We start from the raw sequence: 23,732 nt of genomic DNA, 5'->3' as shown, positions 1-23,732 counted from the left end.
ATCCGGAAGGTGGATCGCCCGTGCGGGCGTCAGCCCTCGTGTGCGGTGATCGCCCCGGAGGGGCACAACGCCGCGGCGATGCGGACCTTGGCCGCCTCGTCGGCGCCGGGCGCGGCGAGCAGGCTGACGATCCCGTCCTCGTCCTGATCGAAGACCTGTGGCGCGGACAGCACGCACTGGCCCGCGCCCACGCAGCGGTCCGAATCGATGGTGATACGCATGCCGATGTCTCTCCTGCAAGGGGATCGGGGTCCACCGGCGGCCGCTGGCGCGCCGGGTGGACGGTACTGGGCCTTCCGCTGGCGGGACGTGCCTACCAGCGGACGGGAAGCTGCTCCAGGCCGTAGAGCACGCCGTCGTACTTGATGCTCAAGCCCTCGTCGGGCGTGGCCAGTTGGATGTCGGGAATGCGCTCGAAGAGCTTGCGGTAGGCGATCTCCATCTCGACGCGCACCAGGTTCTGCCCCAGGCACTGATGGATGCCGTAGCCGAACGCCACGTGGTGGCGGGCGCTCCGGGCGGGGTCGAACATGTGCGGGCACTCGAAGGCGCTCGTGTCGTGGTTGGCCGCGGCGATCAGGGGCACGATGCCGTCGCCCGCCTTGATGAGCTGCCCGGCGATCTCGACGTCCTCGACGGCCACCCGCAGGGACACGATGTCGGCGACCGAGTGGAAGCGCAGGGTCTCCTCCACCGCCCGGTCGTCACCGATCCACTCGGGGTTCGCCAGCAGGGTGACGACGCCCAGCGCGATGTTGTTGGCCGTGGTCTCGTGGCCGGCGATGAGCAGCAGCATCAGCACGCCCGACAGCTCGTGCGGCGCGATCGAACCGGCGGCCAGCAGCCGGCTGATGAGGTCGTCGCCCGGCCACTTCTGCTTGATGCCGACCAGCCGCTTGATGTAGCGCAGCAGCTCCTTGACGGCGGTCTCGCGCTGCGCGTCGGTCGAGGCGCGGAGCGAGACCAGGGTGCGGGTCCGGGACTCGAAGAAGTCGCGGTCGGAGGGCGGCACGCCGAGCAGTGTCGAGATCACCAGGGAGGGCACGGGCAGGGCGTAGTCCGCAACGAGGTCGGCGGAGTTGCCCGCGGCCAGCATCGCGTCGAGCCGCTCGTCCACCGTGCGCTCGATCGCCGGGCGCAACCCCCGGATCCGCCGCACGGTGAACTCGGGGATGAGGGCCTTGCGGAACCGGTCATGCTCGGGGGAGTCCAACCCCACGAACCAGCCGGGGATCTGCTCCTGCGTGGGCACGCCCACCGTTCCGACGTTGGGGAAGCCCTTGTGCGAGGGGTTGGAGCTGATCCTCGGGTCGGTCAGCACGGCGCGCACGTCCTCGTGCCGGGTGACCAGCCACGCCCGGGCGCCATTGGACAGGCGGGAGAGGACCAGTCCCTCGTGCTCGCGGTACCCGCCGTAGTCGGGCGGCGGGAAGGGCACGCCGGGTTTGCGGGTGGGGAAGTCGACCACCATCGGGTCCGAGTGCGTCATGAACGGAATTCCTCTCTGCGGCGGGGCCGATCAGCCGACGCCGTAGAAGGCGCGGATCTTGCCGACGATGAAGTCCTGGTCGTCAGGGGACAGATCGGTGTGCGTGGGCAGGTAGAGCCCGTCCTCGGCGAACTCGCTGGCCTTGAGCGACGGCCAGTTAGGGTCGAAGTACATGGGCTGCCGGCTCATCGGCTTGAAGAAGAGCCGGGTCTCGATGGAGTGGTCGGCCAGGAACGCCTGGAGTTCCGCCCGGCGTTCCGCCCGGAGGTCGTACATCCACAGCACGTCCCGCGGGGGCATCAACGTGATTCCGGGGACGTCGGCCAGTCCCTCGTCGTAGCGCTTCTCGATCCTGCGGCGCAGTTCGAGGATCTCGTCGAGGCGCTCGGTCTGCGCCAGGGCCACGGCGGCCTGCATGGCCGTGATGCGGTAGTTGTACGCGACCTTCTTGTGCAGGAAGCTGTGGTCCTTGGTGAAGGCCATGGCCCGCAGGTGCGCGATCTGGTCCGCGAGTTTGGGGTCGTCGGTGAGGCAGATGCCTCCCTCACCGGAAGTGATGATCTTGTTGGCGAACAGCGAATAACAGGCGATGTCCCCGGTCGGCCGGACGCCGTGCGCCTCGGCACTGTCCTCCACGACCTTCAGGTTGTACTGGAACGCGATGTCCATGATGGCGTCCATGTCGCAACGCCGCCCGTAGACGTGGACGGGCATGATGACCTTCGTCCGCGACGTGATCTTCTCCTCGATGCGGGAGACGTCGATGTTGAGGTCGTCCCCGCAGTCGACGAAGACCGGCGTCGCACCGGTGTACGTCACCGCCCACGCCGAGGCCACCATCGTGAACTCCGGGACGATCACCTCGTCGCCCGGACCGACGCCCAGGGCCCGAAGTGCCAACGTCAGTGCGGTCGTTCCGGACGAACAGGCCACGCCGTGCGCGATCCCGTTGTACTCGGCGAAGGCATGCTCGAAGCGCCTTACCATCGGCCCCTGCGACGATATCCACCCGTCCTCGACCGTGGCGGTCAGGTATTCCAGCTCGCGTCCGTTCAACGCGGGTCGGGAAACGGGATATGTGAACGACATCCGCTACCTCATCCTCTTCGTATTTCCCCACGCCCGCGCCACGCGCACGGGCTTCTTCACTGCTGGGCCCCGGCGAGAACCGGCAGCCCGAGGATCAGATCGGCGGCTGCCGCCCGACCGCCCGCCGCCCGCTGCAGAGCACCGAGCCGCTCCGCGTTCTTGCGGAAGGAGGGGGTTTCCAGCACCTGGGTCAACTTGTCGACCACGTCGTTGACGTCCATGTCCCGTGGCTTGTCGAGCGTCAGACTGATGCCGAAGTCCCGGCCGCGGACGGCCTGGTCGTAGCAGTCCACCCACAACGGTCGGACCACCAGCGGCTTTCCGAAATACATGCCCTCGTTGTAACCGTTGCCGCCGGCGTGCGTGAAGAACACCTTCACGTTCGGATGCGCCAAGACGTCCAATTGGGAGGGCACCCAACTCTCGATGCGCAGATTTCCCGGCAGCGTTTCCTTCGGCGGCAACAGGTGCTGTTGTTCCGACGGCAGCTTCCACAGCACCTGATGCCGTCCTTCCAGGCGCCGGACCACCTCCACCATGGAACTCACCTGATCCCGGGTCAGCCGGGTGATCGTCCCGAATCCCGCGTAGACCACCGAGGACTGCGCGTCCAACCAGGCCGACAACTCCTCGTCGTCCGGCGCCTCCGGCAGGGGCGGCACCATCGCCCCGACCAATTGCATCTGCGACGGAATGTGCACCGGATAGTCCAACTCGGCAATCGAATTGCACAGCACCAGCTCGGAGCTCTCGATCCGCTCCATCGGGCTCATCGACGGCAGCCCGTGGGCCTTCCGGCGCCGGGTGTCCTGCGCGACGACCTTGCTCATCCGCGGCGTGAGGAACATCGCCAGGGTCCGCCATTTGAACAGCTGGTTGCTGATCTGCTGCGCCAACGTCATGCGGTACGGCAGTCCGGTGTGCGGGACGGGGAAGCCCCGGGGCGTGTACCGCTTCCCGAAGGGCGTGAAGGCCGTCAGCACGTTGCTCGGTGCGAACGGCACGCTCAACACGAACGGAATTCCCCGCGAGATGGCCAGCTCGATGGCGAACCCGCTGATGCAGTCGATGACCATCAACGCCGGCTGGACCTCGTCGACGATGGCCGCCAGCTTCCGGAACTTCGCATCCTGGGCCGCCGGCACGAACGACTGCCTGATCACCGCGCGATGCGCCTTGAACCGCGACGACTGGGTGATCTCCCGATAGACCTCGTCGCTCCACGTCACCGCCGACAGCTCGCTGACGACCTCCCCCAGCGAGCCGAATTCCACCGGGGAGCCCACCGAAATCTTCTTCACGTCCTGGCGCCGCGGCTCGTCGGTGGCGAACCACAGATCCGGCACGTTCCGGCGGGAGAGTTCCTCGGCGAGCACCAGCAACGGATTTGCCAGCCCACTCTCCGGAAGGCTGACGAAAAGGATCGGCCGTCGGGCGGAGTCCATGGATTCCCTTTCAGCGATGACATACGGGGTTCGGCGAGCACGCCCCTGCGCGTTTCGGCTGGCCGCACCCTCCTTTGATCTCACGCCGACCACCGGAAAATCCGTAGACCCGGGGGAGGCCAGGAGCGGGCGGGGCGGCCCTTCGGCGTCCGCGGCCGACCGGCGCCGTGGACCGCCGCCGACTAGGACGCGGCCTTGACGTCCTCCGCGATGATCCGCTCGATGTTCCGCTCGGCCAGCGCCGTGATGGTCACGAAGGGGTTGACTCCGATGGACCCCGGAATGAGCGCGCCGTCCGTGACGTAGAGGTTGCGGTAGCCGGCGACCCGGCCGTACCCGTCGGTCGCCTTGCCCAGGACGCAGCCGCCGAGCGGGTGGTAGCAGAAGTCGTCGGCGAAGTTCTTCAGCTGCGGCCCGAACAGGTCGTAGCGGTACATCGTCGTGTTGGCCTTGTTGATCCGGTCGAAGAGCGACTTCGCCGCGTCGACCGCGGGCGCGTTCTGGTCCCGGGTCCAGCGCAGCACGGCCCGGTCGCTGGCCTTGTCGTAGACGAAGGTGCCGCGCTCGGGGTTCTTCGTGATCGCCAGATAGAGGCTGACCCAGGTCTCCAGGCCGGCCGGCATCGGCGCGATCTCCGCGAAGACCGGGGCTGTGGGGTTGTCCCAGTCATCGATGCCGAGCGAGGGGATCGACGACTGGTGGGCACCGGTGGGGTTCCAGACGTGGTTGGCCCGGCCGGTCATGATGTTGCCGTTGGGGCCCCAGCCCGCGCCGACCTCGGAGTTGAGACGGGGCAGCGCGCCGGTGTCCCGGGCGCGCACCAGCAGCTCGGTGGAGCCGAGGCTGCCGGCGCCGAGGAACAGGTGGCGGCAGGCGATCTCCTTGTGGGCGACGACCTTCCCGTCGGCGTCGATCTGGTCCACGGACAGTACGTAGCTGCTGTCCGGCTGCTGCTGGATCGCCTTCACCTGGTGCAGGGTCTCGATGGTGACCTTGCCGGTGCCGAGCGCGGCGGCCAAGTAGGTCTTGTCCAGGCTCTGCTTGCCGTGGTTGTTGCCGTAGATGACCTCGCCCGCCAGCGCGGACTTGGGCACCTCACCGGCCGCCTCGCGTCGCATGTAGTCGAAGTCGTAGACGTTGGGGACGAAGGTGGTGCTCAGGCCCGCCTTCGCCGCCTGTTCGCGCGAGACCCGCGCGAACTTGTACCACTCCGTGTCCTCGAACCAGCCCTTGTCGATGTGGTTCACCTTGAGCATGGAGTTGGCGCGCGGGAAGTACTGCTCGTACATCTGTGAGGCGTCCACCTGCGGCAGCACCTCCTCGAAGTAGGTGCGCTTCGGTACGACCGCCATGCCGCCGTTGACCAGCGAGCCGCCGCCGACACCCCGCCCGACGTACACCGACATCTGATCGAAGTGCACCTTGTCCAGCACGCCCGCGTACGGGGTGATGTCCCGGTTGATCACGTCCAGCCACAGGAACGAGCCGAGCGGGGCCTCGGTGCGCGACTTGAACCAGCTTGAGCGGCGGTCGGGCTTGAGCATTCCGCAGAAGATGTTGTCGTCGTCCGCGGGCTTGTTCCACAGCTGGCCCATTTCGAGCATGAGCGTCGGAATTCCGGCCTCGCCGAGCCGCAGCGCGGAGACCGCGGCGCCGTATCCCGTACCGATCACCACAGCCGGTACGAACGTGCCGTTGCCGGCCTGCGCACTCTGCCGTTCGGCGGCCGTGGCGCGGGGGGCGGCGGTGATCGTGGTCATTCCGGCGGCGGCGGCGCCACCGAGGGCCGCCAGCCCGAGCAGACGCCGTCGTGACAGATGCTGGTTCTGCTGGTTCTCGAACACGTTGAGGGTACCTGGCCTTCGCCGACAGGACTTTTCCCCGCAGGGCTGATCCGCGGGGCCGTCCCGGTGGGAATCGCGGGCCGTCCATCAGCCCGAGCCGCCGCGCGCCCCCATCCTGATCACGAAAGACTGCGGGAAATGCCAGAAGTATGACGGCCCTTTACCGGATACAATGCGCCGCCCCTCCAGACCGTGCCGGCTACCCCAGCAGGCAGTTGGCGGGAAAACGGCGTGCGACCGGGCGCGTGCTCAACGTGGTTCGACCTCGTCGTCCAGGCCGGCGGGTGGTCCGCCGTCGGTCGGCGGGACGGCGATGTCGAAGAGCACCTCGTCGCGCAGGCGGACGAAGGTACGGGAGCCGGAGTGGAAGTAGACCTCCCGATAGCGCACCTGGACGGTGGTGATGGGGCCGTGGTGCGGCCGGTAGCCGGGCAGGTCGCCCCAGTAGTAGTAGTGGCTGCCCGGTGCCCTGAGCCAGCGCAGGGCCCGCGGCAACGGGTTCTTGGCGACGTCGGCGTTGATCCGGGCGACGAGACGCGCGAGGTACCGGATGTGCCGCTCCCGGTAAGACCCGTCCCAACGGCACGTCCCGTAGCGGGACTTGAGGTCCGGCAGCGCTTCGCCGTCGGAGCCCAGGGCGAGCAGCCGATCGCGCAATACGGGATCCCGTACGCCTCCCATGGCGAAGGTGAGGACGGGCTCGGTCGCCAACGGATTGCCGACGGACCGTCCGTACTCCCGGTCGAAGGGGCGCATGAAGTCGTTGTAGAGGCCGACGGTGTGGCCGGGTCGGGTCCGGGCGCACCAGTACACCCGGGCCGTGAACGGCGTGTCCCACCAGCCCAGTTCGGTCGGACGCCAGGCCACTCCGCGGAGCACCAGGGCCATTACGGCGACGCTGAGGAGCCACGGTCCCCACCCGTACATCTCGGCCTGCACCGGCGCCGGAGCCCGCAGGAGCAGCACCGCCAGTACCACGCCGAGGGTGATGTGCTCCCAGAACAGCAGCCCCGAGGCCACCGCGACGGCCAGGTTGAACAGCACGGCCCCGACGACGGCCGCCAGGAGCAGCCAGCGGTTCGCGTAGGCCACCAGGCCCATGCCCTCGACGGCGAGGGTGGCCGCATTGAGCCCGACGGTGAAGGGGGCCAGGGCTCCGATGATGCGGGCCGCGGCCGGTTCGGACAGGCAACGGGCCCAGCCACGGGCGTAGGCCGCGGCGATGAGCAACTCGGTCCGGTTGTCGGTGATCCAGGACCACGGCCGCGGGCCCAGTCTCACCTTGCTCCGCGCGGGCACCACGTAGTGCGACAGGTGGACCAGGCCGAGCAGCATCAGCAACCCGGCCGTACTGTCCGTCGGCTGCGGGCCGGCCAGCGCGTCGTACCCGGCGCCGACCAGGGACCAGCCGAAGGACACCTTGACGACGCGTACACACGCCTTGGAGTGATGCGTCCAGCCGCCCAGCCGGCCGCAGACCGCGACCGCGGCCGGGTACGACAGGGCCGGCCAGACCAGCGCCGCGACGCCGAGCAGGGCACCGGCGATCCGGTCCGCCCGCTGCCAACTCAGCTCGCGGGCCGCGTCGTAGTCGGCCGAGAGGTGCTTCCAGAGCAGGATCGCCAGGGCGGTCGGGGACAGCAGCGCGACGCCCCCGGCCGGGGTGCGGCCGCACGCGAACGCGAGAGCGGTGAGCGGGGTGAGGAGCAGGGCGACCCGAACGACGTCCGCGCGGCGTGCCGGCCGCTCGGGGTGGGTGCCGTTCAGCGCCCCGCCCGGGAAGAGGCCCGCGCCCAGGCGCCTGGCGCACCGGCGGGCCGTGGGCGCGAGCACACATCGGTAGAGGGCGATGGTGGCCGCGCACTCGACGGTGATGCGGGGGAGACCGTGCGCTGGGATCATCACTTCCCCGGGGGGTCGAAAGCGGTGTCAGCTGTGGGCGGCGCGCTGCAACGCGTAGGCGCCCGCGTAGTCCTGGTCGGCGGTCAGGAGCTCGTCATGGGTGCCCTGCTCGACCAGGCGGCCGCGGCGGAGGACCAAAATACGGTCGCAGTGGCGGGCGTTGGCGAGCCGATGGGTGATGATCAGGACGGTCCGGTTGCCGGCAAGTCGACGGATCTGGTCGATCACCCGGGCCTCGGCGCGGGCGTCCATCGCAGAGGTGGGCTCGTCGAGGAAGAGCAGCGGTGCGTCCCGGAAGTGCCCCCGGGCGACCGCGATCCGCTGCCACTCACCGCCGGACAGCTCACAACCCTGGGCGAACTTCTTCGACAGCAGGGTCCGGTAGCCGTTCGACAGGGAGGCGATGGCTCGGTCCGCCCCCGCCGTGACCGCGGCCTGCGTCGAGAGCTCGTGGGTCGGGTCGGTGCGGTCGTGCCGGCCGATGGTGATGTTGTCCCGGGCGGTGCTCGGCCAGCGGGCGGGGCACTGCATGACGAAGGCGACGCGTTCGTGCAGGGACTGCGGGGTGAATCCGGCGATGTCCTGGCCGTCCCAGCAGATCGCGCCGTGTGTGGGTGGATACAACCCGGCGAGCAACTTCGCCAGCGTGCTCTTGCCGGACCCGTTCTCCCCGACCAGGGCGACGACCTCGCCACGGCCGATGGTGAACGACACGTCCCGCAGCGCCGGAGCGTTCTCCCCGGGGTAGGCGAAGGTCAGGTTGCGGACCTGGATCTCGGAGAACGCGGGGGGACAGGGCAGTCCGGGGCGGAGATACGTGCGCCGTTCGGACTGGCGGAGGAACGTGGCGAACTCCTCGACGTGCAGGCCCAGCTTGAACAGTTCGCGGGTGCCCTCGATGACCCCGATGAGCGCGGCCTGAGCGGACTTGGTCGCCAGCACGGCCGCGCCGGCCAGGGAGAGCGGCAGGGCGCTCGTAGCCAGGAGGGTGCCGAGAGCGGTGTAGGACGCAGCGGTGCCGATGCCGCCGAGCGCGCGGCCGACGGCGGTGCGGTGGGCCTGCGCGACGCCCACCCGCGTCTCCTCCTGCTCGACGGTCGCGGCGAGCCGTTGGTACTGGGCCAACAGGGCCTCGCGCGCGGTGCAGGCACGGATCTCGGCGGCGAAGTCCGGATCGGTGAGCGGCTCGGTACACATCCGCAGCCGGCGACGCAGGAGCCACACGGCCAGGCCACTGGCGTACTCCAACCGGGCCGCACTCAACATGCCCCACGCCTGGGGCAGCAGCGACATGGTGAGCAGCGGCAGCAGCAACGGATCCAGGGCACCGAGCACGGCCGCCGCGCCGAGGAGCGCCACCGCCGAGCCGACCCACTTGCAGAACTGCTCCGCGGCCGCGGGCACGAAGCGCATGCCGCGGTCCTTGACCCGGTTCAACAGATCGTGCCAGTCGGCATCCTCGAAGGCCGCCAACTCGACCTCCACGGCGCTCTGGCACAGCCGCTCCTCCAGATAGCGCTGTACTGCGGGGACCAGCAGCGCCCGGGCATGCTCCGCACCGGACACCAGGACGCCGCGCACCGCGTACCAGAGCGCCACCGCGATCAGGGCGGGCAGCGCGCCGCGGATGCGGTCCGGGGTGGGGGCCTGGGCGAACAGGTGGGCCAGGATGCCGCGGGTGGCGAGCAGTCCGAGCGCGGTGGCACAGCCGGCGCCCGCCTCGGCCAGGAGCACGCCGGTGGTCGCCGGGCGGTGCGCGGCCCAGGACAGCGCGGCGATCTGCCGCAGCAGCCCGGGCAGTCGGCGCAACAGCTGCCAGGTACTCAGGGCGGTGGCCTCGGTGGCGACGTTCGACGCGAACGTCGCGGTCAGATCGGCGTCCAGCACCGTCGACAGCGCCCGGGGAGCGCCGTCCTGAACCTCGGCGCGCGGTGGTGTGCGCGGGGAGCGTGGCTTCTTGATCATGGTTCCTCCGCCCCGATCAACCACCGGGGCGGAGAAATGACACGAGGCCGGGCGAGCGCCCCACCTTCGAGCTAACGGAGTGTGCGCAGCGGCGTATCGGCAGGGGAAGCACGTCGGCGGGGCAGTGAGCGCTACCAGCGACACGGCCGGGGGAGCTGCGCCACGGTGTGGGGCGGGGCGGGGACGACCTCGATGGCGGCCTCGGAGCGGCTCCGCCCGCGCAGGACGCGCGGGGTGCCGTGCCGGTCGAGGCTCCTCGACGGAACGCACGTCGTCACCGCCACATCTCCACCTGGAAGGTCAGCCGGAACTCGTGCGCGTCGTCGGCAACGGGGGCGACGGAGTGCCAGGAGCGGTGGGAGCGGACGAACAGCACCGAACGGCCGTTGCCGGGGGACACGGTGGCCAGCGGGGGCGTCCCGGCGGCGCCGTCGGTGCGCACCTCGAACTGGCCGCCGGACGCGGTGTCCCACCGCTCGTTGAGGTAGAAGACGTGGGTGGCGCACTTCCCCGGCTTGTCGGTGTGCGGGGAGATCCGGTCGCCGGGTCCGAACGCGAACAGCCCGATGTCGAAGGCGCAGTCCCGCACGTCCAGGTCCAGCAGCGACCGCACCCACGTGCGGTAGCCGCCACCGTCGAGGGCGCCGACGAGTCGGCGCCAGGCCGCACCGAGGCCGGCCAGGGCGGGAAGCGGCTCGCCGCGTCGGACCAGCGGTACGACGGACATGCGGTAGGTCTTGTCGCCGCCGGAGTCCCGGCAGGAGCGGGGAAGCACGGCGGTGGGCGGGTACTCCGCCCGGATCTGCCGCAGTCCGTCCGGTGTGATCAGGCCCTGGACCTCGGCCCAGCGGTACGGCTCGTCGTGCACCCGTGCCGGGGCGCGCAGGTTCAGCATGAGGTGGCCCCTCACGGCAGTGGGGCGATCGGCTCGGCCTGCGGCGGCTGGGGGACACGCGCGCCGAAGGACACCTCGGGCACGCCCTCCCGGCCCGGTACCCCACTGCGCAGGATCTGGGCTTCCTGGAAGGGGGCGGTCTGTCGGCGGACCAGGTCCCAGATGATGCCGGCGACCTCGCCGGGGTCCATCATGTGGCCGTAGTCGATCTCCAGCCCGGTGTGGAAGTCGGGCACCGCCAGTCCGCCGGGGTTGATCAGCGTGACGCGGGAACCGGGGTGCGCGGCGGTCAGTTCGGGTACCAGGTTGCGGGTGAGGGTGGCCTGCGCCGCCTTCAGGCCGCAGTACAGGGCCTCCCGCTCGCGCCGCTTCCAGGACGAGGACGAGGCGATGGTGACCAGGTGCACCGGCCCGTCCTGCGCGGCCAGCAGACGGCGCAGGAAGAGCACGGGGCCGGTGAACAACAGCTGGGTCAGCCCGGTCAGTTCGGCCTCTTCGGTGTCTACCAGCGACTTCTTCAAGAATGCGCCCGCCACCCAGAACAGGTATGCCGGGGTCGGCATGGCGATGTCGGCGGTGCGGACGCTGTCGAGGTCGGTGAGGTCCAGCCTCCTGGTGTCGAAGCCGGTGGCCGTCGGCACGGTGTCCGCCGAGCGGCCGTACACGACGGTGGTGAGGCCCGCCGTGCGGGCGCGCAGTGCGAGCTGGTGGCCGAGGCCGTGCGTGCCGCCGATCACGGCCGCGGCGCGGTGGGTGTGCGGGGGAGCGGTCTGCGGGTTCGGTTCCGGCTGGGTCACGTGCCCTCCTGGGGAAGCAGGTCCGTGGAGCCCAACTCCTCGGCCAGGCACGCGAGTTCGGAGCAACGGACGCCGCCGGCGGGCGGTGCGGCAGGTAACCTGCCGGGCGTCCGGCGGGTCTCGGCGAGCCGGGTGGTGGGGCCTGAGGGTGGGCCGTCGGATGGGTCAGATGGTCCTCTCCGGTCCAGCCGTGCGTGGTCCGGTTCGCCGCGCACCGATCGGCGGGATGGCGGAGGTTCGCCGGCCGGCGGCGTCGAGGCTCGGTACGCGCACGCCCGTGCCGTGGGTCACCCGGGGCCGTCCTCTTGCCGGCCGAAGACGAGGAGTAGGTACCACGGCTGGGTGGTCAGTGCGTCGAAGCGCTTGCCGAACGCCGCCCGGTGTTCCTCGTCCGGGCGCGGTTCCAGCAGTCCGCGCAGCACGAGGCCCGCCCGGTGCGCGCTGTCCAGGGCGTCGGAGAGCGGTCGGCGGAACCAGCGGACGGACAGCGGGGCGCCGCCGTCCGCGGCCTCCCACTCCTCGTGCACCTCCTCGACGGCGTAGTAGTCGCCGCTCGGGGACAGTCGCAGCTCCGCCATCGGGTGGCCGGTGGAGACGACCACGACGCCGCCGGGCGCAAGGACGCGCCGTAGTTCGCGCAGCGGTGCCTCCCAGTCGTGCAGGTAGTGCAGCATCAGGGAGGCGACGACCACGTCGAAGGACCGGTCGGCCGCGAAGTCGAGCCGCTCGCGCAGGTCATGTACGTGGAATTCCACGCCGGCGACCCGCTCCCGGGCGAGCCCGACGAGCGTCGGGCTGGCGTCGAAGGCGACCACGTGCGCGCCGCGGGCGACCAGCTCCCGGGTGAGCAGGCCGCCCGCGCAGCCGGCCTCCAGCACCCGGCGGCCGGCCAGGGCGCCGCAGGCGGCGAGGACGGCCGGTCGTTCCACCAACGTGTTGTAGGGGCTGGCGGCGCTGTGCCGGTCGTAGCGTTCGGCGAACGTCTCGTACTGGTTGCCTGGGTCCCCGGCTCGGTCGGACACCATCAGACCTTTCTCTGGGTGGTCAGGGGTAGAGGAAGTCGCGGTTGGCGGGACGGAAGCGGCGCCGGGTGAAGGGCGGCTCCGCGGGGTCGGGGCGGACCGGGGCTTCGGCCGCGGGGCGTTGGACCAGGCGGTGCTTCATGATGTGCGACGCCAACTTGTGCGCCCAGACCTCGTGTCCGTTCTCTGCCGGGTGGCGGCCCTTCCAGTCGGTGCCGGCCGCCCGTAGCACGTCGGCCATCGCGCCGTCGGGGTCGCCGAACCGGTACCACCGGGTGCGGTCGACGGCGGCCGTGCGGGCGGCGTCGGCCAGGCCCGCGCGACCGAAGGCGTCGTAGGAGCTCTCGATGGCGTCGAAGAACAGGTACGGGATGCGGTGCAGTCGGAGGAACGCCTGGAGGCTGAGGGCCTGGGTGGCGAGGCGCTCCCCGCTCTCCACGTCGTGGAAGGCCACGTCCCGATAGACGTCGAGCAGCCGGCCCACCGCCGGGTGGGGGTGCGCTTGGTAGGGGATCACCTGGTGGTACGTCCCGTCCACGTAGAACTCGCGGCGGATCGCGCCGGACCAGCCGATGACGACCAGGACGCCGCGGTCGCGGAAGGACCGCTGCCGCTCGGTCAGCCAGTCGATGGTGGTGCGCAGGACCCGGTCGTTGGAGCCGGAGATGACGGCGTCGTTGACGACCTCGTCGGCGTCGAGCACGTCCCCGAGCCGCCCCGGCCAGGCATGCGCCCGGCGGTACGCGTGCAGCTCCGGGTCGTCCGAGGTGTCGTCGACGAGCTCCATGCCGTACGTCATCGAGCACCCATTGGCATATAGAATCAATGATTCGTCCTTCGCCATCGATCCGGCCGTCGCGAAATTCCGCGCAGAACGTGATCCTCGCCCCCAGAGTACGGGTCGCTTCCAGAATGTCCATGGGACACCCTGAAGCACGCTCGACTGGCCGGAAAGGACCCTCTTCCGACCTTTCCCGGGGATGGTTACGCTGGCTTTCGGCAACTCGGTACCGCTACCGTCTTCCGAGGTGGAAGGTAGGAATGCCATGACGAGCGTGCTGCTCATCTTGGCTCCACACACGCGTAGTTGCATTACCTTTGGTCGCCGCGCCCAGCCCTGCGGTTCCTTGGGGTACGTGCACTCAGCCCTGATGGGAGAGGGCTGAGGCGTATGAGGTTCACGTGTTCAACGTGAACCGGAATGCCATGCGAGACCCTTTTTATCAAGGTGATTGCGCTGCCATTCGGATACCGCCTGACTTTGTCGTCGTCGATGCTTCTGAACGATTCGCGGACCATGTTTTGTGTCATTCCTCCCGGGGGTCGCCTGATCAATTTCACGGGGCCGCCGAGCACCGAGCCGCAATCCGTCCGCCGCCATGGTGACGGGCACCTCGCAGGCCCACCCCACCGCCGCCGCGAGGTGCCGACGGTCGTCACGCCGTACCGCCACGTCCTTGAGGAGCCTGCCCGCCGATGACGAACATCCTTGGCGTGTCCTGCCGCGGGCACGACGCGGCCGTCTCCGTCGTCCGCGACGGTGAGCTGGTGTACGCCTCGCACTGCGAGCGCTACAGCCGGGTGAAGAACGATCCGCAACTTGCCCCGGCGGCGGTGGCCGACGCCCTGAGCCGGGTCGACCGGATCGATGCGGTGGTCCATTACGAACGCCCCCTGCGCACCCGCACGCGCCAACTACGGGCTGGCCAGTTCGCCTCCGCCCTCGACCCGCACGGACTGCGGGCCTACCTGCGGTCCGTCCCGGGCCTGCGCCGAGCGCCGGTACACACCGTCGGCCACCATGAATCCCACGCGGCCGGCGGCTACTTCACCTCCGGATTCGACGAGGCCGCCGTGGTCGTCGTCGACGCCATCGGCGAATGGGACACCATCTCGGTGTGGTCGGCCCACGGCACCACCCTGACCAAGGTCGCCGGGGTCCGCTACCCGCACAGCATCGGCCTGTTGTACTCCGCCTTCACCCAGCGCGTGGGCTTCCGGCCCAACGAGGAGGAGTACATCATGATGGGCCTCGCCGCCTACGGCACACCGGACCTCGCGGACCTGATCTGGGACGACTTCGTCCGCTGCGCCGACTGGCCGGACTTCCGACTGACCCGCTCGGTGCACCGCGGCATCGCGGACTGGCGCCCCCACCTCACCGACGCCGCCACCCTCGCCGCCAGCGTCCAGGAGGTCACCGAGCGGCTGCTGGACGGGCTGTTCGCCTGGGCGGCCCGTGCCGTCGGCTCCCGCAACCTGGTGTACTCCGGCGGGGTCGCGCTCAACTGCGCCTACAACTCCCAACTGGCGAGGTCCGGAGCGTTCGACCGGATCTGGATCATGCCCAGCCCGGGCGACTCCGGGAGCGCGATCGGAGCCGCCCTCGCCCTTCTGCGCCGGCACGTCAGCTGGCCCGGCCCCTACCTCGGCCACGCCATCACCGGCGAGCCCGATCTCGACGAGGCGGTCCGCCGCCTGGTACGCGGGGAGGTGATCGGAATGGCCCACGGCCGCTCCGAGTTCGGACCCCGCGCGCTCGGCAACCGCAGCCTGCTCGCCGACCCCCGCCCGGCGGCCGCCAAACGGAAGGTCAACGCGATCAAACGGCGCGAACAGTTCCGGCCCTTCGCACCCGCCGTACTGGCCGAGCACGCACCCGACCTGTTCGACCTTCCGGTGCCGCACAGCCCCTACATGCAGTACGTGGCGCCCTGCCGCGACCCCGAACAACTCCTCTCGGTCTGCCATGTGGACGGCACCAGCCGCGTCCAGACGGTCCGGCAGCCGGAGAACCCGGTCTTCCACGAACTGCTCACCCGCTTCCACCACGAGACCGGCTGCCCGGTGCTGCTCAACACCAGCCTCAACATCAAGGGCGAACCCCTGGTCAACACCCGTGCGGACGCCCAACGCTTCCAGAAGAGCCATGGCATCCCGGTCCTGTGAACCGCGGCGGACCGCCGCGCCGGGCACACCGCCGCGCGAGCCACCGGGGTCCCGTCACCATGAACTGCCCCTCAGGGGGAGAGTGCAGCCTTGGTGAGCGACACCAGCGTGGTCATCCCGGTCTGGGACGCGTACGTGGACTCCCGACTGGACGACGCCGTCCGCAGCATCCGGGACCAGGGACTGCCCGTCGAGATCATCCTCGTCGACAACGCCTCCACCGTCCCGCTGCCGTGGTTCCCCGGCACCCGCCGGATCAGCTCGGCGCACCGGCTCAGTCTCGGCGCCTCGCGCAACCTCGGCCTGGTCTCCGTCACCACTCCGTACGTGGTGTTCTGGGACTCGGACGACATCATGCCGGCCGGTACCCTGCACGACCTCCACCGGGCGATGGCACAGGCCGACGACGTCGTGGCCGCGGCCACCGCCATGCACCATCCGCTGACCGGGAAGCGCTACCCTTTCCCGCCGCGCTTGGCCTACCACCTCGCCCCGCGGAGCCGGCTGTTCGCCCTCTGCAACACGGTCCGCCCGCTCTACCCCGGCCTGGGCAGCGTCCTGATGCGCACCGACGCCGTCCGCGAGGCCGGCGGCTACGACGACGCCAACCACGGGGAGGACTGGGCGCTCACGAGCGCACTGGCCTTCCGCGGGCGGATCGTGCTGACGCACCACCCCGGGCGTAGCTACCTCGCCACCCCCGACTCGCTCAGTTCCCGACACCGTTCGCTCTGCGCGGTCTGGTCCCGCCGCTGTCGGGTCCGCCGCCGGCTGCGCGCGGATCCCGGTCTGCCGAAGGCGGGGAAGCGCCTGCTGCCGCTGCTCGCCGTCGCCCAGTGGTTCGACGTCGTGATCTTCCGGATCCTGCGTCAGCTGCTCCAGAAGGCGACGGGCACGGTGACGGGACCCATCCTGACCAACAGCAAAGGATCACCGACACCCTAGGGAGTGCTCATGGCGACAACCCCCCTGGCATTCACCTTCGTCTGCCACGCCGGCCCGCTGGAACCGCAGGCGGTCCTGCTGGCCGCCTCGCTCCGCCGGTACGCGCCACACGTCCCCGCCGTCGTCGCCGTGCCACAGCCGGAACGGACCTGGGGCGCACCGGCCGAGCACACCCTCGCCGCGTTCGCGCGGTTCGGCATCGAGGTCGCCCCGGTCGAGGTGCCCTTCGGCCGGGAACGTCCGCTCACCAACAAGATCGGGGCGCTGCGGATCCCGGTATCCGCCGACCACCTCGTGCTGCTGGACAGCGACATCCTGGTACTCGGACCGCTACTCGACCACCCGCTACTGCGCTCCGCCGCCGACGTGGTGGCCAAGCCCGCCGACTTCCAGACCTACACCCGGGATCCGGCGGACTGGGAGCGCACCTACGCCGCCTGCGAGGCGCGGGTCCCACCGCACCGGGTCGCGAGCACCGTCTCCGGACACCTGGGCCCACCGTTCTTCAACTCAGGCATGGTGATCACCCGTCGTCCGCGGGAACTGGCCGATGTCTGGGAGCGGTGCGCACACGCGCTCGCAGCCACCGAAGGGCTGCCGTTCGCCCCGCACCGGTGGGACGACCAGCCCGCCTTCGCCGTCGCGGTGCACAAGGGCGGCTTCACCGTCGAGCACGCCACCGAGCAGCTCAACTACCCGGCGCACGTCCGGGCGTTGCCCGAGGCCACGCCGCCGCTGCTCTGCCACTACCACCGTCCGCGGGTGATCCGCATCGACCCGGTGCTGCGCGGCGTCGTCGCCGACTACGCCGCACGGTACCCCGAGGTCGCGCGGGTGCTGTGGGCCCACCCCGAATGGGCGCCGTTCGTGACCGGCACGCCCGACGCACGGCGAGCGCCAGCACCGGACCTGCTGATCTCCGGCATCCCGGACGGTGGCGCGCACACCCTCTGCGACCTGCTCAACCGTTACGACGACGGCGTCGCGCTGGTCGATCCGCCCGAGGTCGAGGGCTCCCTGCGGGAACATCAACAACCGTGGGGCGTACCGGTGTTCCTGCGGGAGACCCGGACAGCCGTCGCCGACGGCCGGACGGACTTCCGACCCGCTTCCCCCGACTTCCTGCTCGCCGTGGCGAACAGCGACGGCGCCCTCCTCGCCCGCGCCGACGCGGTCCGCGCGGTGCTGCCCAGGACCCGGATCGCGCTCTGTGTGCGCGACCCCTACGACACCCTCGCCGACTGGAAACGTGCCGACGACCGGCCGACGCCGGCCACCTCCTGGCTACCGGAGGCGGAACGGGCGGCGTGGCAGCGTATCGACGCCGGCCCGGACCCGGCCGAACGCCTGGCACTGCGGTGGGCCTGGTGGGCCAGGCAACTGCTCGACCGGCCCGACAACACCGTGCTGGTCACCCATGAGCAGCTACTGACCGATCCGCGGGCGGCGCTCGCCTCGGTCCTGGAAGGGCTCGATGCCGGGCGCGCCCCCGCCGATCTGCCACGGAGCGGACCCGTCCGGGACCGCGGGGCGCTGGATGCCCGTGACCGCAGAGCCATCGCCGACATCTGCGTTCCGCTCGCCCACAAGCTCGGCATCGTCGTGCACCCGTAGCCGTGAGGATCACGCACCGTGAATCAGGCCGTTCATGAAGAGCAGATCACCGTCCTCCCCGGCAACTGGGCCCCGCCCGGCTCCCGCCCCGTGGAACTGGTCTTCCGAACCGTCGGGGAGCGCACCAGCAACCTTGCACTCGACCTCGCCCTACGGCACGTCCAGCCACAACGCGCCCATGTCATCCGCAACGTCAAGCCCTTCGCCCGCGCCGTCCGCCGGATGCTCGACGAGCTGGACCACTCCTGTTCGCACGTGGTCTTCGTGGACGCCGACTGTCTGATCCTCGAAGACCTCCGCCCCTTCCTGGACACCAACGACCTGCCCTGCGTCGACGCCTACGGCCACGACCGGTTCCGCCGGCGCATCCACTGCGGTGCTCGGATCAGCCGGATCGACGTGGTCCGGGCCATGGCCGCCCTACCAGCGCCGTCCGACGCCCGAGGGGTGACGCTGTGGCCCGAGGGCTACCGGGTCGGTGCGGTCCTGCGCGACCTCGGACTGACCTGGCAGTACAAGGACTTCCACATCCTGCACGACCACTTCCAGCGCTACCGGGACCTGTTCGCGAAGTACGCCCTGTGCCAACTCCGCAGCCGCGAGGGCATCCGCAGACACCTACTCGCCGAGTCCATGGCCCGGTGGGGCCCCGAGCCCGAGTTCACTGCGGCCCGGCTCGGGGTGCAGCACGCGGCCGCGACGGTCCACGAGCGGGCCGGGGCGGAGGAGATCGCCCGCTACCTCCGAGACCTGCCGCGGATCGCCCCGGGCGAGGTGGCGGGGCAAGGGCTGACCGAACTCGACGGCGAGGCCGAAGCGGAGGACGTGGCGGCCGCACTGGCCGCCGACCCCGTCGGACTCGCGCCGCCCGCCGCACCGTTCAAGGTCTTCGGCATCGGCCTTCCCGGCACCGGCACCCAGTCACTGAACCGGGCCCTGCACGTCCTGGGCTTCAGCGCACTGCACGATGCGCACCCCACGGCCCGGCCCCTTGAGGAATTCCCGGCGCTGCGCCACTACGACGGGATGACCGGCGCGACCGCAGCCGCCCGGGTCGAGGAACTGGACCGGGCGTGGCCCGGCAGCAAGTTCGTCCGCACCGTCGGGTCGCAGGACCCTCCGGACCACGTACGGCGCACCACCGCGCACTTCGCCGCCCGCCCCGACGACCTGCTGGTGCTGGACCTCGCACGCGGTCACGGCTACCCGGAACTCGCCGCCTTCCTCGGCGTACCGACACCCGGCCAGCCCTTCCCGCACCGCCCCGGCCGACCCACCCGGGAGGTCCCGTCATGACAGAGCAACTGGGCGTCCTGGTCATCGGCATGCACCGCAGCGGGACCTCGGCGGTGACCCGCGCGGTGAACCTGCTCGGTGTGCCGACGTGCGTGCCTTCCGACCTGATGCCGGCGCTGCCGAGCAACCAGCGCGGCCACTGGGAGAGCCGCACCCTGGTCGAGCTCAACAACACGATCCTGCACGCACTCGGCCGGAGCTCGTGGTGCCCGCCCCCGCTCGACGTCTGGGCCGGCGCCCCACAGCTCCCCGGCCTGCCGCCCGAACACGCCCGCCACCTGCTCGATCGCCTCCACCCCACCCCCCAGTGGGTGTGGAAGGACCCCCGCACCAGCCTCACCCTCCCGTTCTGGTTCACCGCCCTCCACGACGTGCCCGTCGCACTGGTGCTGTGCGTCCGACACCCGCTGGAGGTGGCGGCGTCGATCCGGCGGCGGGACGGCACACCGTGGGAGGTGGCGCTGTGCATGTGGGAGCGGTACCTGCGCCACGCCCTCGCGGCAGCGGCGGGACGCCCCGTCCTGGTGACCCACTACGAGACGTTGCTGGCCGACCCGGTGCGGTGGGCGCGGCACGCCGCGACCTTCCTCACCTCGTTCGGCGCCCGGATCGACTGGCGCGCCTCGCTGCCTGCGGAACTGGGCGCCTTCGTCGACCCCGGGCTGCACCACGAGACCGCACCGCCCCATGAGGCGCCGCTCTCGCCCGGCCAGCGCGCCGTGTACGAGGCGCTGTGCCGCTACGACGGTCCCGCAGATTCCTTCCGGCCCCCGGTCCTGCCGGCCGAGGCGCCGGAGACCGAGCTGACGCTGTGCCGGCACGCGGCACGGCCGCGACGGCATGCAGGAGGACGGCGATGACGCGCAGACGGCGGGCGGTGGTGACCGGTGGCGCGGGATTCCTCGGCTCCCACCTCTGCGAACGCCTGCTGGCGGAAGGCTACGCGGTGGTGTGCCTGGACAACCTGTCGACCGGACAGGAGGGCAACGTCTCCCACCTTCCCCAGCGCGGCCCCTTCGAGTTCGTGCGGGCCGACGCGACGACGGGCATCCGCATCGCCGGCGCGGTCGATGCGGTGTTGCACTTCGCCTCACCGGCCGCGCCCGCCGACTACGGCCGACTGCCCATCGAGACGCTCAAGGTCGGCTCCATCGGCACGCTGAACGCCCTGGAACTGGCCCGGGAGCACCGGGCGCGGTTCGTACTGGCCTCCACCTCGGAGGTGTACGGCGATCCGCTGGTCAACCCGCAGCCCGAGAGTTACTGGGGACACGTCAACCAGGTCGGGCCCCGCGGCGTCTACGACGAGGCCAAGCGGTTCGCCGAGGCGCTGACCGTCGCCTACCGGCAACGCCACGGCGTCGACACCGCCGTGCTGCGCCTCTTCAACACCTTCGGGCCCCGGATGCGCCCGGACGACGGCCGCGCCGTCCCCGCCTTCGTCCAACAGGCACTCCTCGGCGAGCCGCTGACCGTCGCCGGCGACGGCCGGCAGACCCGCTCGATGTGCTACGTCGACGACCTGGTCGAGGGCGTGTTCCGGCTGCTGCGCTCCGACCACCCCGGGCCGATGAACCTGGGCAATCCGCACGAGATGCGCATCGTCGACCTGGCCCGACGGATCATCGAGCTGACCGGCTCACGCTCGACGGTCACCCTGGTGCCCCGCCCGGTCGACGACCCCGGGGTCCGCTGCCCGGACATCACGCTCGCCCGCACCGTGCTGCGCTGGGAGCCGACGATCGAGCTCAGCCAGGGCCTGCACCGCACCATCGCCTGGTTCCGACTGCACCTGAACCGGTCGGCTCCCCGTTGAGCCGGCGAACACAAGGAGTCCCGATGACCGTGTCATTACCGCGCTCCGCGCTGGTCACCGGCGTGGCGGGCTTCGTTGCCTCCCATCTCGCGGAGGCCCTGCTGGACCACGGCACCCAAGTCACCGGGCTGGACCGGCGGTCCCCCGAGACCGACGCCGTCGCCGCCGCCAACCTGACCGCCTGCCTGGGCCGGCCCGGGTTCACCCTGGCCCGGGCAGACCTCATCGACTGCGAGCTCGCCCCGCTGCTCGCCACCGTCGACGTCGTCTTCCACCTGGCGGGCATCCCCGGCGTCCGGGCGTCCTGGGGAGCCCGGTTCCCGGAGTACGTGGCCAGCAACATCGTCGCCACCCGCAGACTCGCCGCGACCTGCCACCAACTGGGGGTTCCCCGCCTGGTGGTGGCTTCCTCCTCCAGCGTGTACGGACCCGCCGGCGACCGGCCCGTCACCGAGGACGGCCCGACCCGGCCGATGTCCCCGTACGGAGTGACCAAGCTCGCCGGCGAGCAACTGTCCCTCGCCTACGGCTCGCTGCCGCAGCCCGCCACCACCGTCGTGGCACTGCGCTACTTCACCGTGTACGGGCCCCGCCAGCGACCGGACATGCTGATCCAGCGCGCGCTACAGGCCGCGTTGGGCGGCGAGGAACTGCTGGTCTACGGGGACGGCAAGCAACGCCGTGACTTCACCTTCGTCGGCGACGTGGTGCGGGCCTCCCTGCTGGCAGCGGGTGTTCCGGGCCCTGCTGAAGTCCTGAACGTCGCCGGCGGCAACAGCGTTTCGGTGACCGAGGTGCTCGCCACGATCGCCGAACTGACCGGACGACCGGTACCCACCAGATCCGCCCCGGACCAGGCCGGAGACGTCCCCGGCACCTGGGCCGACACCAGCAAGGCCCGATCACTCCTGCACTGGCAACCCCGGACGGGGCTCGCCGACGGACTCGCCCAGCAACTCGACTGGCTGCGCTGCCACCAGCCCGGAGGCCACCGATGACGTCCAACGCTGCGATGCCGAGCCCCAAGGTCTTCTGCCTGGGCCTGTCACGGACCGGAACCCGTTCCCTGACGGCGGGCCTGCGGACGCTGGGCTTCGACGTACTGCACTACCCCACCGACCGCGCCGCGTTGGACACGCTGCACCGGGGAGACGCGTGCTTCCCGCACCTGGACCACTGCGCGGGCCTCGCCGACATCACCGTGGTGCCCTACTTCCAGCAGCTGGACCGCCTGTGGCCCGGCAGCAGGTTCGTCCTCACCCTCCGCGACGAGGAGAGCTGGCTGCGCTCCTGCCGCGAGCACTGGGCGCTGAACCCGGTCGACACCACCCCGACCACGGCGAAGGCCCGCATCAAACGGGAGGTCCAACGCTTCCTGCGCGCGGCCGTCTACGGCGGGTACGAGTTCCACGAGGACCGCTTCCGGGCCGTGTACCGCCGCCATGTGGACCTCGTGTGCCGCCACTTCGACGGCCGCCAGGACGATCTGCTGCTCCTGCGTCCCTGCGCCGGGGAAGGCTACGAACGCCTCGCCCCGTTCCTCGGAGTCCCGACACCCTTGGGGCCCTTCCCCCACGTCAGGTGACCGGAGATGGCAGCTGGTAGGGGAGGAGTCGTACGGGACAACGGGAACAGCGGGGGCGGCAAGAGGAACAACGGGGACGGGTACGGTGACGGTCGAAGGCCGGCGAACCGCCGCGACCGGACCGCCGACCCTTCCTACACCCTGGCCCACCTGGACCTGCTGGAGTCCGAGGCCGTGCACATCTTCCGGGAGGCGGCCGGCGAGTTCGAACGTCCGGTGATCCTCTTCTCGGGCGGCAAGGACTCCCTCGTCATGCTCCACCTGGCGCGGAAGGCATTCACACCTGCGCCGCAACCCTTCCCCCTGCTCCATGTCGACACCGGGCACAACTTCCCGGAGGTCCTGGACCACCGGGACCGCACCGTGGCCCGGCACCGCCTACGGCTGCACATCGTCTCCGTACAGGACTACATCGACCGCGGTGAGCTGCGCGAACGCCCGGACGGCACCCGTAACCCGCTGCAGTCCGTGCCGCTCACGGAGGCGATACGGAACGAGCGGTTCGACGCGGTCTTCGGCGGCGGCCGCCGTGACGAGGAGAAGGCCCGCGCCAAGGAACGGATCTTCTCCCTGCGTGACGAGTTCTCGCAATGGGACCCACGGCACCAACGCCCCGAGCTCTGGCAGCTCTACAACGGCCGACACGCACCCGGTGAACACGTCAGGGTCTTCCCGCTCTCCAACTGGACCGAACTGGACGTGTGGCAGTACATCGCCCGCGAGCGGATCGACCTGCCGAAGATCTATTTCGCGCATCGGCGCGAGCTGTTCCGACGTGGCGGAATGTGGCTGGCGGCGGGCAGTTGGGGCGGGCCCGAGGAGGGGGAGAAGACCGAGAGGCGGAGGGTGCGCTACCGCACCGTCGGTGACATGTCCTGCTCGGGCGCCATCGACTCCGACGCCGCCACGGTGGACGCCGTGATAGCCGAGATCGCCGCATCCAGAATCACCGAGCGGGGCGCAACCCGCGCCGACGACCAGCTCTCCGAGGCCGCCATGGAAGACCGGAAGCGCGAGGGCTACTTCTAGCGAGGGCCGCCGACGCCCCCGTGGTCGTGCCACCATCAGGCGCCGACGCC

General features: G+C 70.6%; 21 protein-coding genes. 9 read left to right on the top strand and 12 right to left on the bottom strand.

Features of this window, described 5'->3' with window-relative positions:
* Nucleotides 1-29: 29 nt before the first annotated feature.
* The 12 genes from ACO0M4_RS32235 to ACO0M4_RS32180 form a co-directional block, all read right to left on the bottom strand.
* Entirely contained in the window at nucleotides 30-221 is a 192-nt protein-coding gene (locus ACO0M4_RS32235) for a ferredoxin (protein WP_351475334.1), read from the bottom strand.
* 92 nt (nucleotides 222-313) lie between these two features.
* Entirely contained in the window at nucleotides 314-1,489 is a 1,176-nt protein-coding gene (locus ACO0M4_RS32230; RefSeq protein ID WP_430374611.1) for a cytochrome P450, read from the bottom strand.
* A 30-nt stretch (nucleotides 1,490-1,519) separates the two neighbouring features.
* A complete protein-coding gene (locus ACO0M4_RS32225; protein ID WP_430374610.1) occupies nucleotides 1,520-2,578 on the bottom strand; it encodes a DegT/DnrJ/EryC1/StrS family aminotransferase in 1,059 nt (352 codons plus the stop codon).
* A 56-nt stretch (nucleotides 2,579-2,634) separates the two neighbouring features.
* Entirely contained in the window at nucleotides 2,635-4,023 is a 1,389-nt protein-coding gene (locus tag ACO0M4_RS32220; protein WP_430374609.1) for a glycosyltransferase, read from the bottom strand.
* Between the two features lie 182 nt (nucleotides 4,024-4,205).
* A complete protein-coding gene (locus ACO0M4_RS32215) occupies nucleotides 4,206-5,867 on the bottom strand; it encodes a GMC oxidoreductase (RefSeq protein WP_430374608.1) in 1,662 nt (553 codons plus the stop codon).
* Between the two features lie 249 nt (nucleotides 5,868-6,116).
* Nucleotides 6,117-7,769 (bottom strand): hypothetical protein, encoded by a 1,653-nt coding sequence (locus ACO0M4_RS32210; RefSeq protein ID WP_430374607.1) that lies wholly within the window; start codon nucleotides 7,767-7,769, stop codon nucleotides 6,117-6,119.
* Nucleotides 7,770-7,796: 27 nt separating this feature from the next.
* Entirely contained in the window at nucleotides 7,797-9,734 is a 1,938-nt protein-coding gene (locus tag ACO0M4_RS32205; protein ID WP_430374606.1) for an ABC transporter ATP-binding protein, read from the bottom strand.
* A gap of 131 nt (nucleotides 9,735-9,865) precedes the next feature.
* Complete coding sequence (locus tag ACO0M4_RS32200; RefSeq protein WP_430374605.1) at nucleotides 9,866-10,012, bottom strand: hypothetical protein; 147 nt, start codon at nucleotides 10,010-10,012, stop codon at nucleotides 9,866-9,868.
* Nucleotides 10,009-10,629 carry a 2OG-Fe(II) oxygenase gene (locus ACO0M4_RS32195; protein ID WP_430374604.1) on the bottom strand — a complete coding sequence of 207 codons (621 nt, stop codon included), beginning with the start codon at nucleotides 10,627-10,629 and terminating at the stop codon, nucleotides 10,009-10,011. The genes ACO0M4_RS32200 and ACO0M4_RS32195 overlap by 4 nt, the downstream gene beginning before the upstream one ends.
* Nucleotides 10,630-10,640: 11 nt before the next feature.
* Nucleotides 10,641-11,426, bottom strand: coding sequence for an SDR family oxidoreductase (locus tag ACO0M4_RS32190; protein WP_430374603.1), 786 nt, complete (start codon nucleotides 11,424-11,426; stop codon nucleotides 10,641-10,643).
* A 287-nt stretch (nucleotides 11,427-11,713) separates the two neighbouring features.
* The gene (locus ACO0M4_RS32185) at nucleotides 11,714-12,451 is read right to left on the bottom strand and encodes a methyltransferase domain-containing protein (RefSeq protein WP_430374602.1); all 738 of its coding nucleotides are present in this window, start codon (nucleotides 12,449-12,451) and stop codon (nucleotides 11,714-11,716) included.
* A 19-nt stretch (nucleotides 12,452-12,470) separates the two neighbouring features.
* Nucleotides 12,471-13,247: a DUF6071 family protein gene (locus ACO0M4_RS32180; protein ID WP_430374601.1), complete on the bottom strand. Its 777-nt coding sequence runs from the start codon at nucleotides 13,245-13,247 to the stop codon at nucleotides 12,471-12,473.
* 677 nt (nucleotides 13,248-13,924) lie between these two features.
* On the opposite strand from ACO0M4_RS32180, the gene ACO0M4_RS32175 reads away from it, so the two are divergent.
* The 9 genes from ACO0M4_RS32175 (at nucleotide 13,925) to cysD (ending at nucleotide 23,682) form a co-directional block, all read left to right on the top strand.
* Nucleotides 13,925-15,397, top strand: coding sequence for a carbamoyltransferase family protein (locus tag ACO0M4_RS32175; RefSeq protein WP_430374600.1), 1,473 nt, complete (start codon nucleotides 13,925-13,927; stop codon nucleotides 15,395-15,397).
* Nucleotides 15,398-15,490: 93 nt separating this feature from the next.
* Nucleotides 15,491-16,342 (top strand): glycosyltransferase family 2 protein, encoded by an 852-nt coding sequence (locus tag ACO0M4_RS32170; protein WP_430374599.1) that lies wholly within the window; start codon nucleotides 15,491-15,493, stop codon nucleotides 16,340-16,342.
* A gap of 9 nt (nucleotides 16,343-16,351) precedes the next feature.
* Complete coding sequence (locus tag ACO0M4_RS32165; protein ID WP_430374598.1) at nucleotides 16,352-17,956, top strand: hypothetical protein; 1,605 nt, start codon at nucleotides 16,352-16,354, stop codon at nucleotides 17,954-17,956.
* A gap of 18 nt (nucleotides 17,957-17,974) precedes the next feature.
* Complete coding sequence (locus tag ACO0M4_RS32160) at nucleotides 17,975-19,252, top strand: sulfotransferase (RefSeq protein WP_430374597.1); 1,278 nt, start codon at nucleotides 17,975-17,977, stop codon at nucleotides 19,250-19,252.
* A complete protein-coding gene (locus ACO0M4_RS32155; protein WP_430374596.1) occupies nucleotides 19,249-20,112 on the top strand; it encodes a sulfotransferase family protein in 864 nt (287 codons plus the stop codon). The genes ACO0M4_RS32160 and ACO0M4_RS32155 overlap by 4 nt, the downstream gene beginning before the upstream one ends.
* Nucleotides 20,109-21,068: a UDP-glucuronic acid decarboxylase family protein gene (locus tag ACO0M4_RS32150; RefSeq protein ID WP_430374595.1), complete on the top strand. Its 960-nt coding sequence runs from the start codon at nucleotides 20,109-20,111 to the stop codon at nucleotides 21,066-21,068. Before ACO0M4_RS32155 ends, ACO0M4_RS32150 begins: the two co-directional genes overlap by 4 nt.
* 23 nt (nucleotides 21,069-21,091) lie before the next feature.
* Nucleotides 21,092-22,066 (top strand): NAD-dependent epimerase/dehydratase family protein, encoded by a 975-nt coding sequence (locus tag ACO0M4_RS32145; protein WP_430374594.1) that lies wholly within the window; start codon nucleotides 21,092-21,094, stop codon nucleotides 22,064-22,066.
* Entirely contained in the window at nucleotides 22,063-22,653 is a 591-nt protein-coding gene (locus tag ACO0M4_RS32140; RefSeq protein ID WP_430374593.1) for a sulfotransferase family protein, read from the top strand. The genes ACO0M4_RS32145 and ACO0M4_RS32140 overlap by 4 nt, the downstream gene beginning before the upstream one ends.
* A 6-nt stretch (nucleotides 22,654-22,659) precedes the next feature.
* On the top strand, nucleotides 22,660-23,682 hold the full coding sequence (gene cysD / locus ACO0M4_RS32135; protein WP_430374592.1) for a sulfate adenylyltransferase subunit CysD: 1,023 nt from the start codon (nucleotides 22,660-22,662) through the stop codon (nucleotides 23,680-23,682).
* The last annotated feature ends 50 nt before the right edge of the window (nucleotides 23,683-23,732 follow it).

It is taken from the genome of Streptomyces sp. RGM 3693 (assembly GCF_050471125.1).
Taxonomy (GTDB): domain Bacteria; phylum Actinomycetota; class Actinomycetes; order Streptomycetales; family Streptomycetaceae; genus Streptomyces.
Note: the sequence above shows the minus strand (reverse complement) of the source record. Positions and strands in the feature narration are given on the sequence as shown.

Excerpts from the sequence above, each read along its gene's own strand:
- ACO0M4_RS32235 (WP_351475334.1), bottom strand. The coding sequence starts at position 221 with ATGCGTATCACCATCGATTCGGACCGCTGCGTGGGCGCGGGCCAGTGC.
- ACO0M4_RS32230 (WP_430374611.1), bottom strand. The coding sequence starts at position 1,489 with ATGACGCACTCGGACCCGATGGTGGTCGACTTCCCCACCCGCAAACCC.
- ACO0M4_RS32225 (WP_430374610.1), bottom strand. The coding sequence starts at position 2,578 with ATGTCGTTCACATATCCCGTTTCCCGACCCGCGTTGAACGGACGCGAG.
- ACO0M4_RS32220 (WP_430374609.1), bottom strand. The coding sequence starts at position 4,023 with ATGGACTCCGCCCGACGGCCGATCCTTTTCGTCAGCCTTCCGGAGAGT.
- ACO0M4_RS32210 (WP_430374607.1), bottom strand. The coding sequence starts at position 7,769 with ATGATCCCAGCGCACGGTCTCCCCCGCATCACCGTCGAGTGCGCGGCC.
- ACO0M4_RS32205 (WP_430374606.1), bottom strand. The coding sequence starts at position 9,734 with ATGATCAAGAAGCCACGCTCCCCGCGCACACCACCGCGCGCCGAGGTT.
- ACO0M4_RS32195 (WP_430374604.1), bottom strand. The coding sequence starts at position 10,629 with ATGCTGAACCTGCGCGCCCCGGCACGGGTGCACGACGAGCCGTACCGC.
- ACO0M4_RS32185 (WP_430374602.1), bottom strand. The coding sequence starts at position 12,451 with ATGGTGTCCGACCGAGCCGGGGACCCAGGCAACCAGTACGAGACGTTC.
- ACO0M4_RS32180 (WP_430374601.1), bottom strand. The coding sequence starts at position 13,247 with ATGACGTACGGCATGGAGCTCGTCGACGACACCTCGGACGACCCGGAG.
- ACO0M4_RS32175 (WP_430374600.1), top strand. The coding sequence starts at position 13,925 with ATGACGAACATCCTTGGCGTGTCCTGCCGCGGGCACGACGCGGCCGTC.
- ACO0M4_RS32165 (WP_430374598.1), top strand. The coding sequence starts at position 16,352 with ATGGCGACAACCCCCCTGGCATTCACCTTCGTCTGCCACGCCGGCCCG.
- ACO0M4_RS32155 (WP_430374596.1), top strand. The coding sequence starts at position 19,249 with ATGACAGAGCAACTGGGCGTCCTGGTCATCGGCATGCACCGCAGCGGG.
- ACO0M4_RS32150 (WP_430374595.1), top strand. The coding sequence starts at position 20,109 with ATGACGCGCAGACGGCGGGCGGTGGTGACCGGTGGCGCGGGATTCCTC.
- ACO0M4_RS32145 (WP_430374594.1), top strand. The coding sequence starts at position 21,092 with ATGACCGTGTCATTACCGCGCTCCGCGCTGGTCACCGGCGTGGCGGGC.
- ACO0M4_RS32140 (WP_430374593.1), top strand. The coding sequence starts at position 22,063 with ATGACGTCCAACGCTGCGATGCCGAGCCCCAAGGTCTTCTGCCTGGGC.
- cysD (WP_430374592.1), top strand. The coding sequence starts at position 22,660 with ATGGCAGCTGGTAGGGGAGGAGTCGTACGGGACAACGGGAACAGCGGG.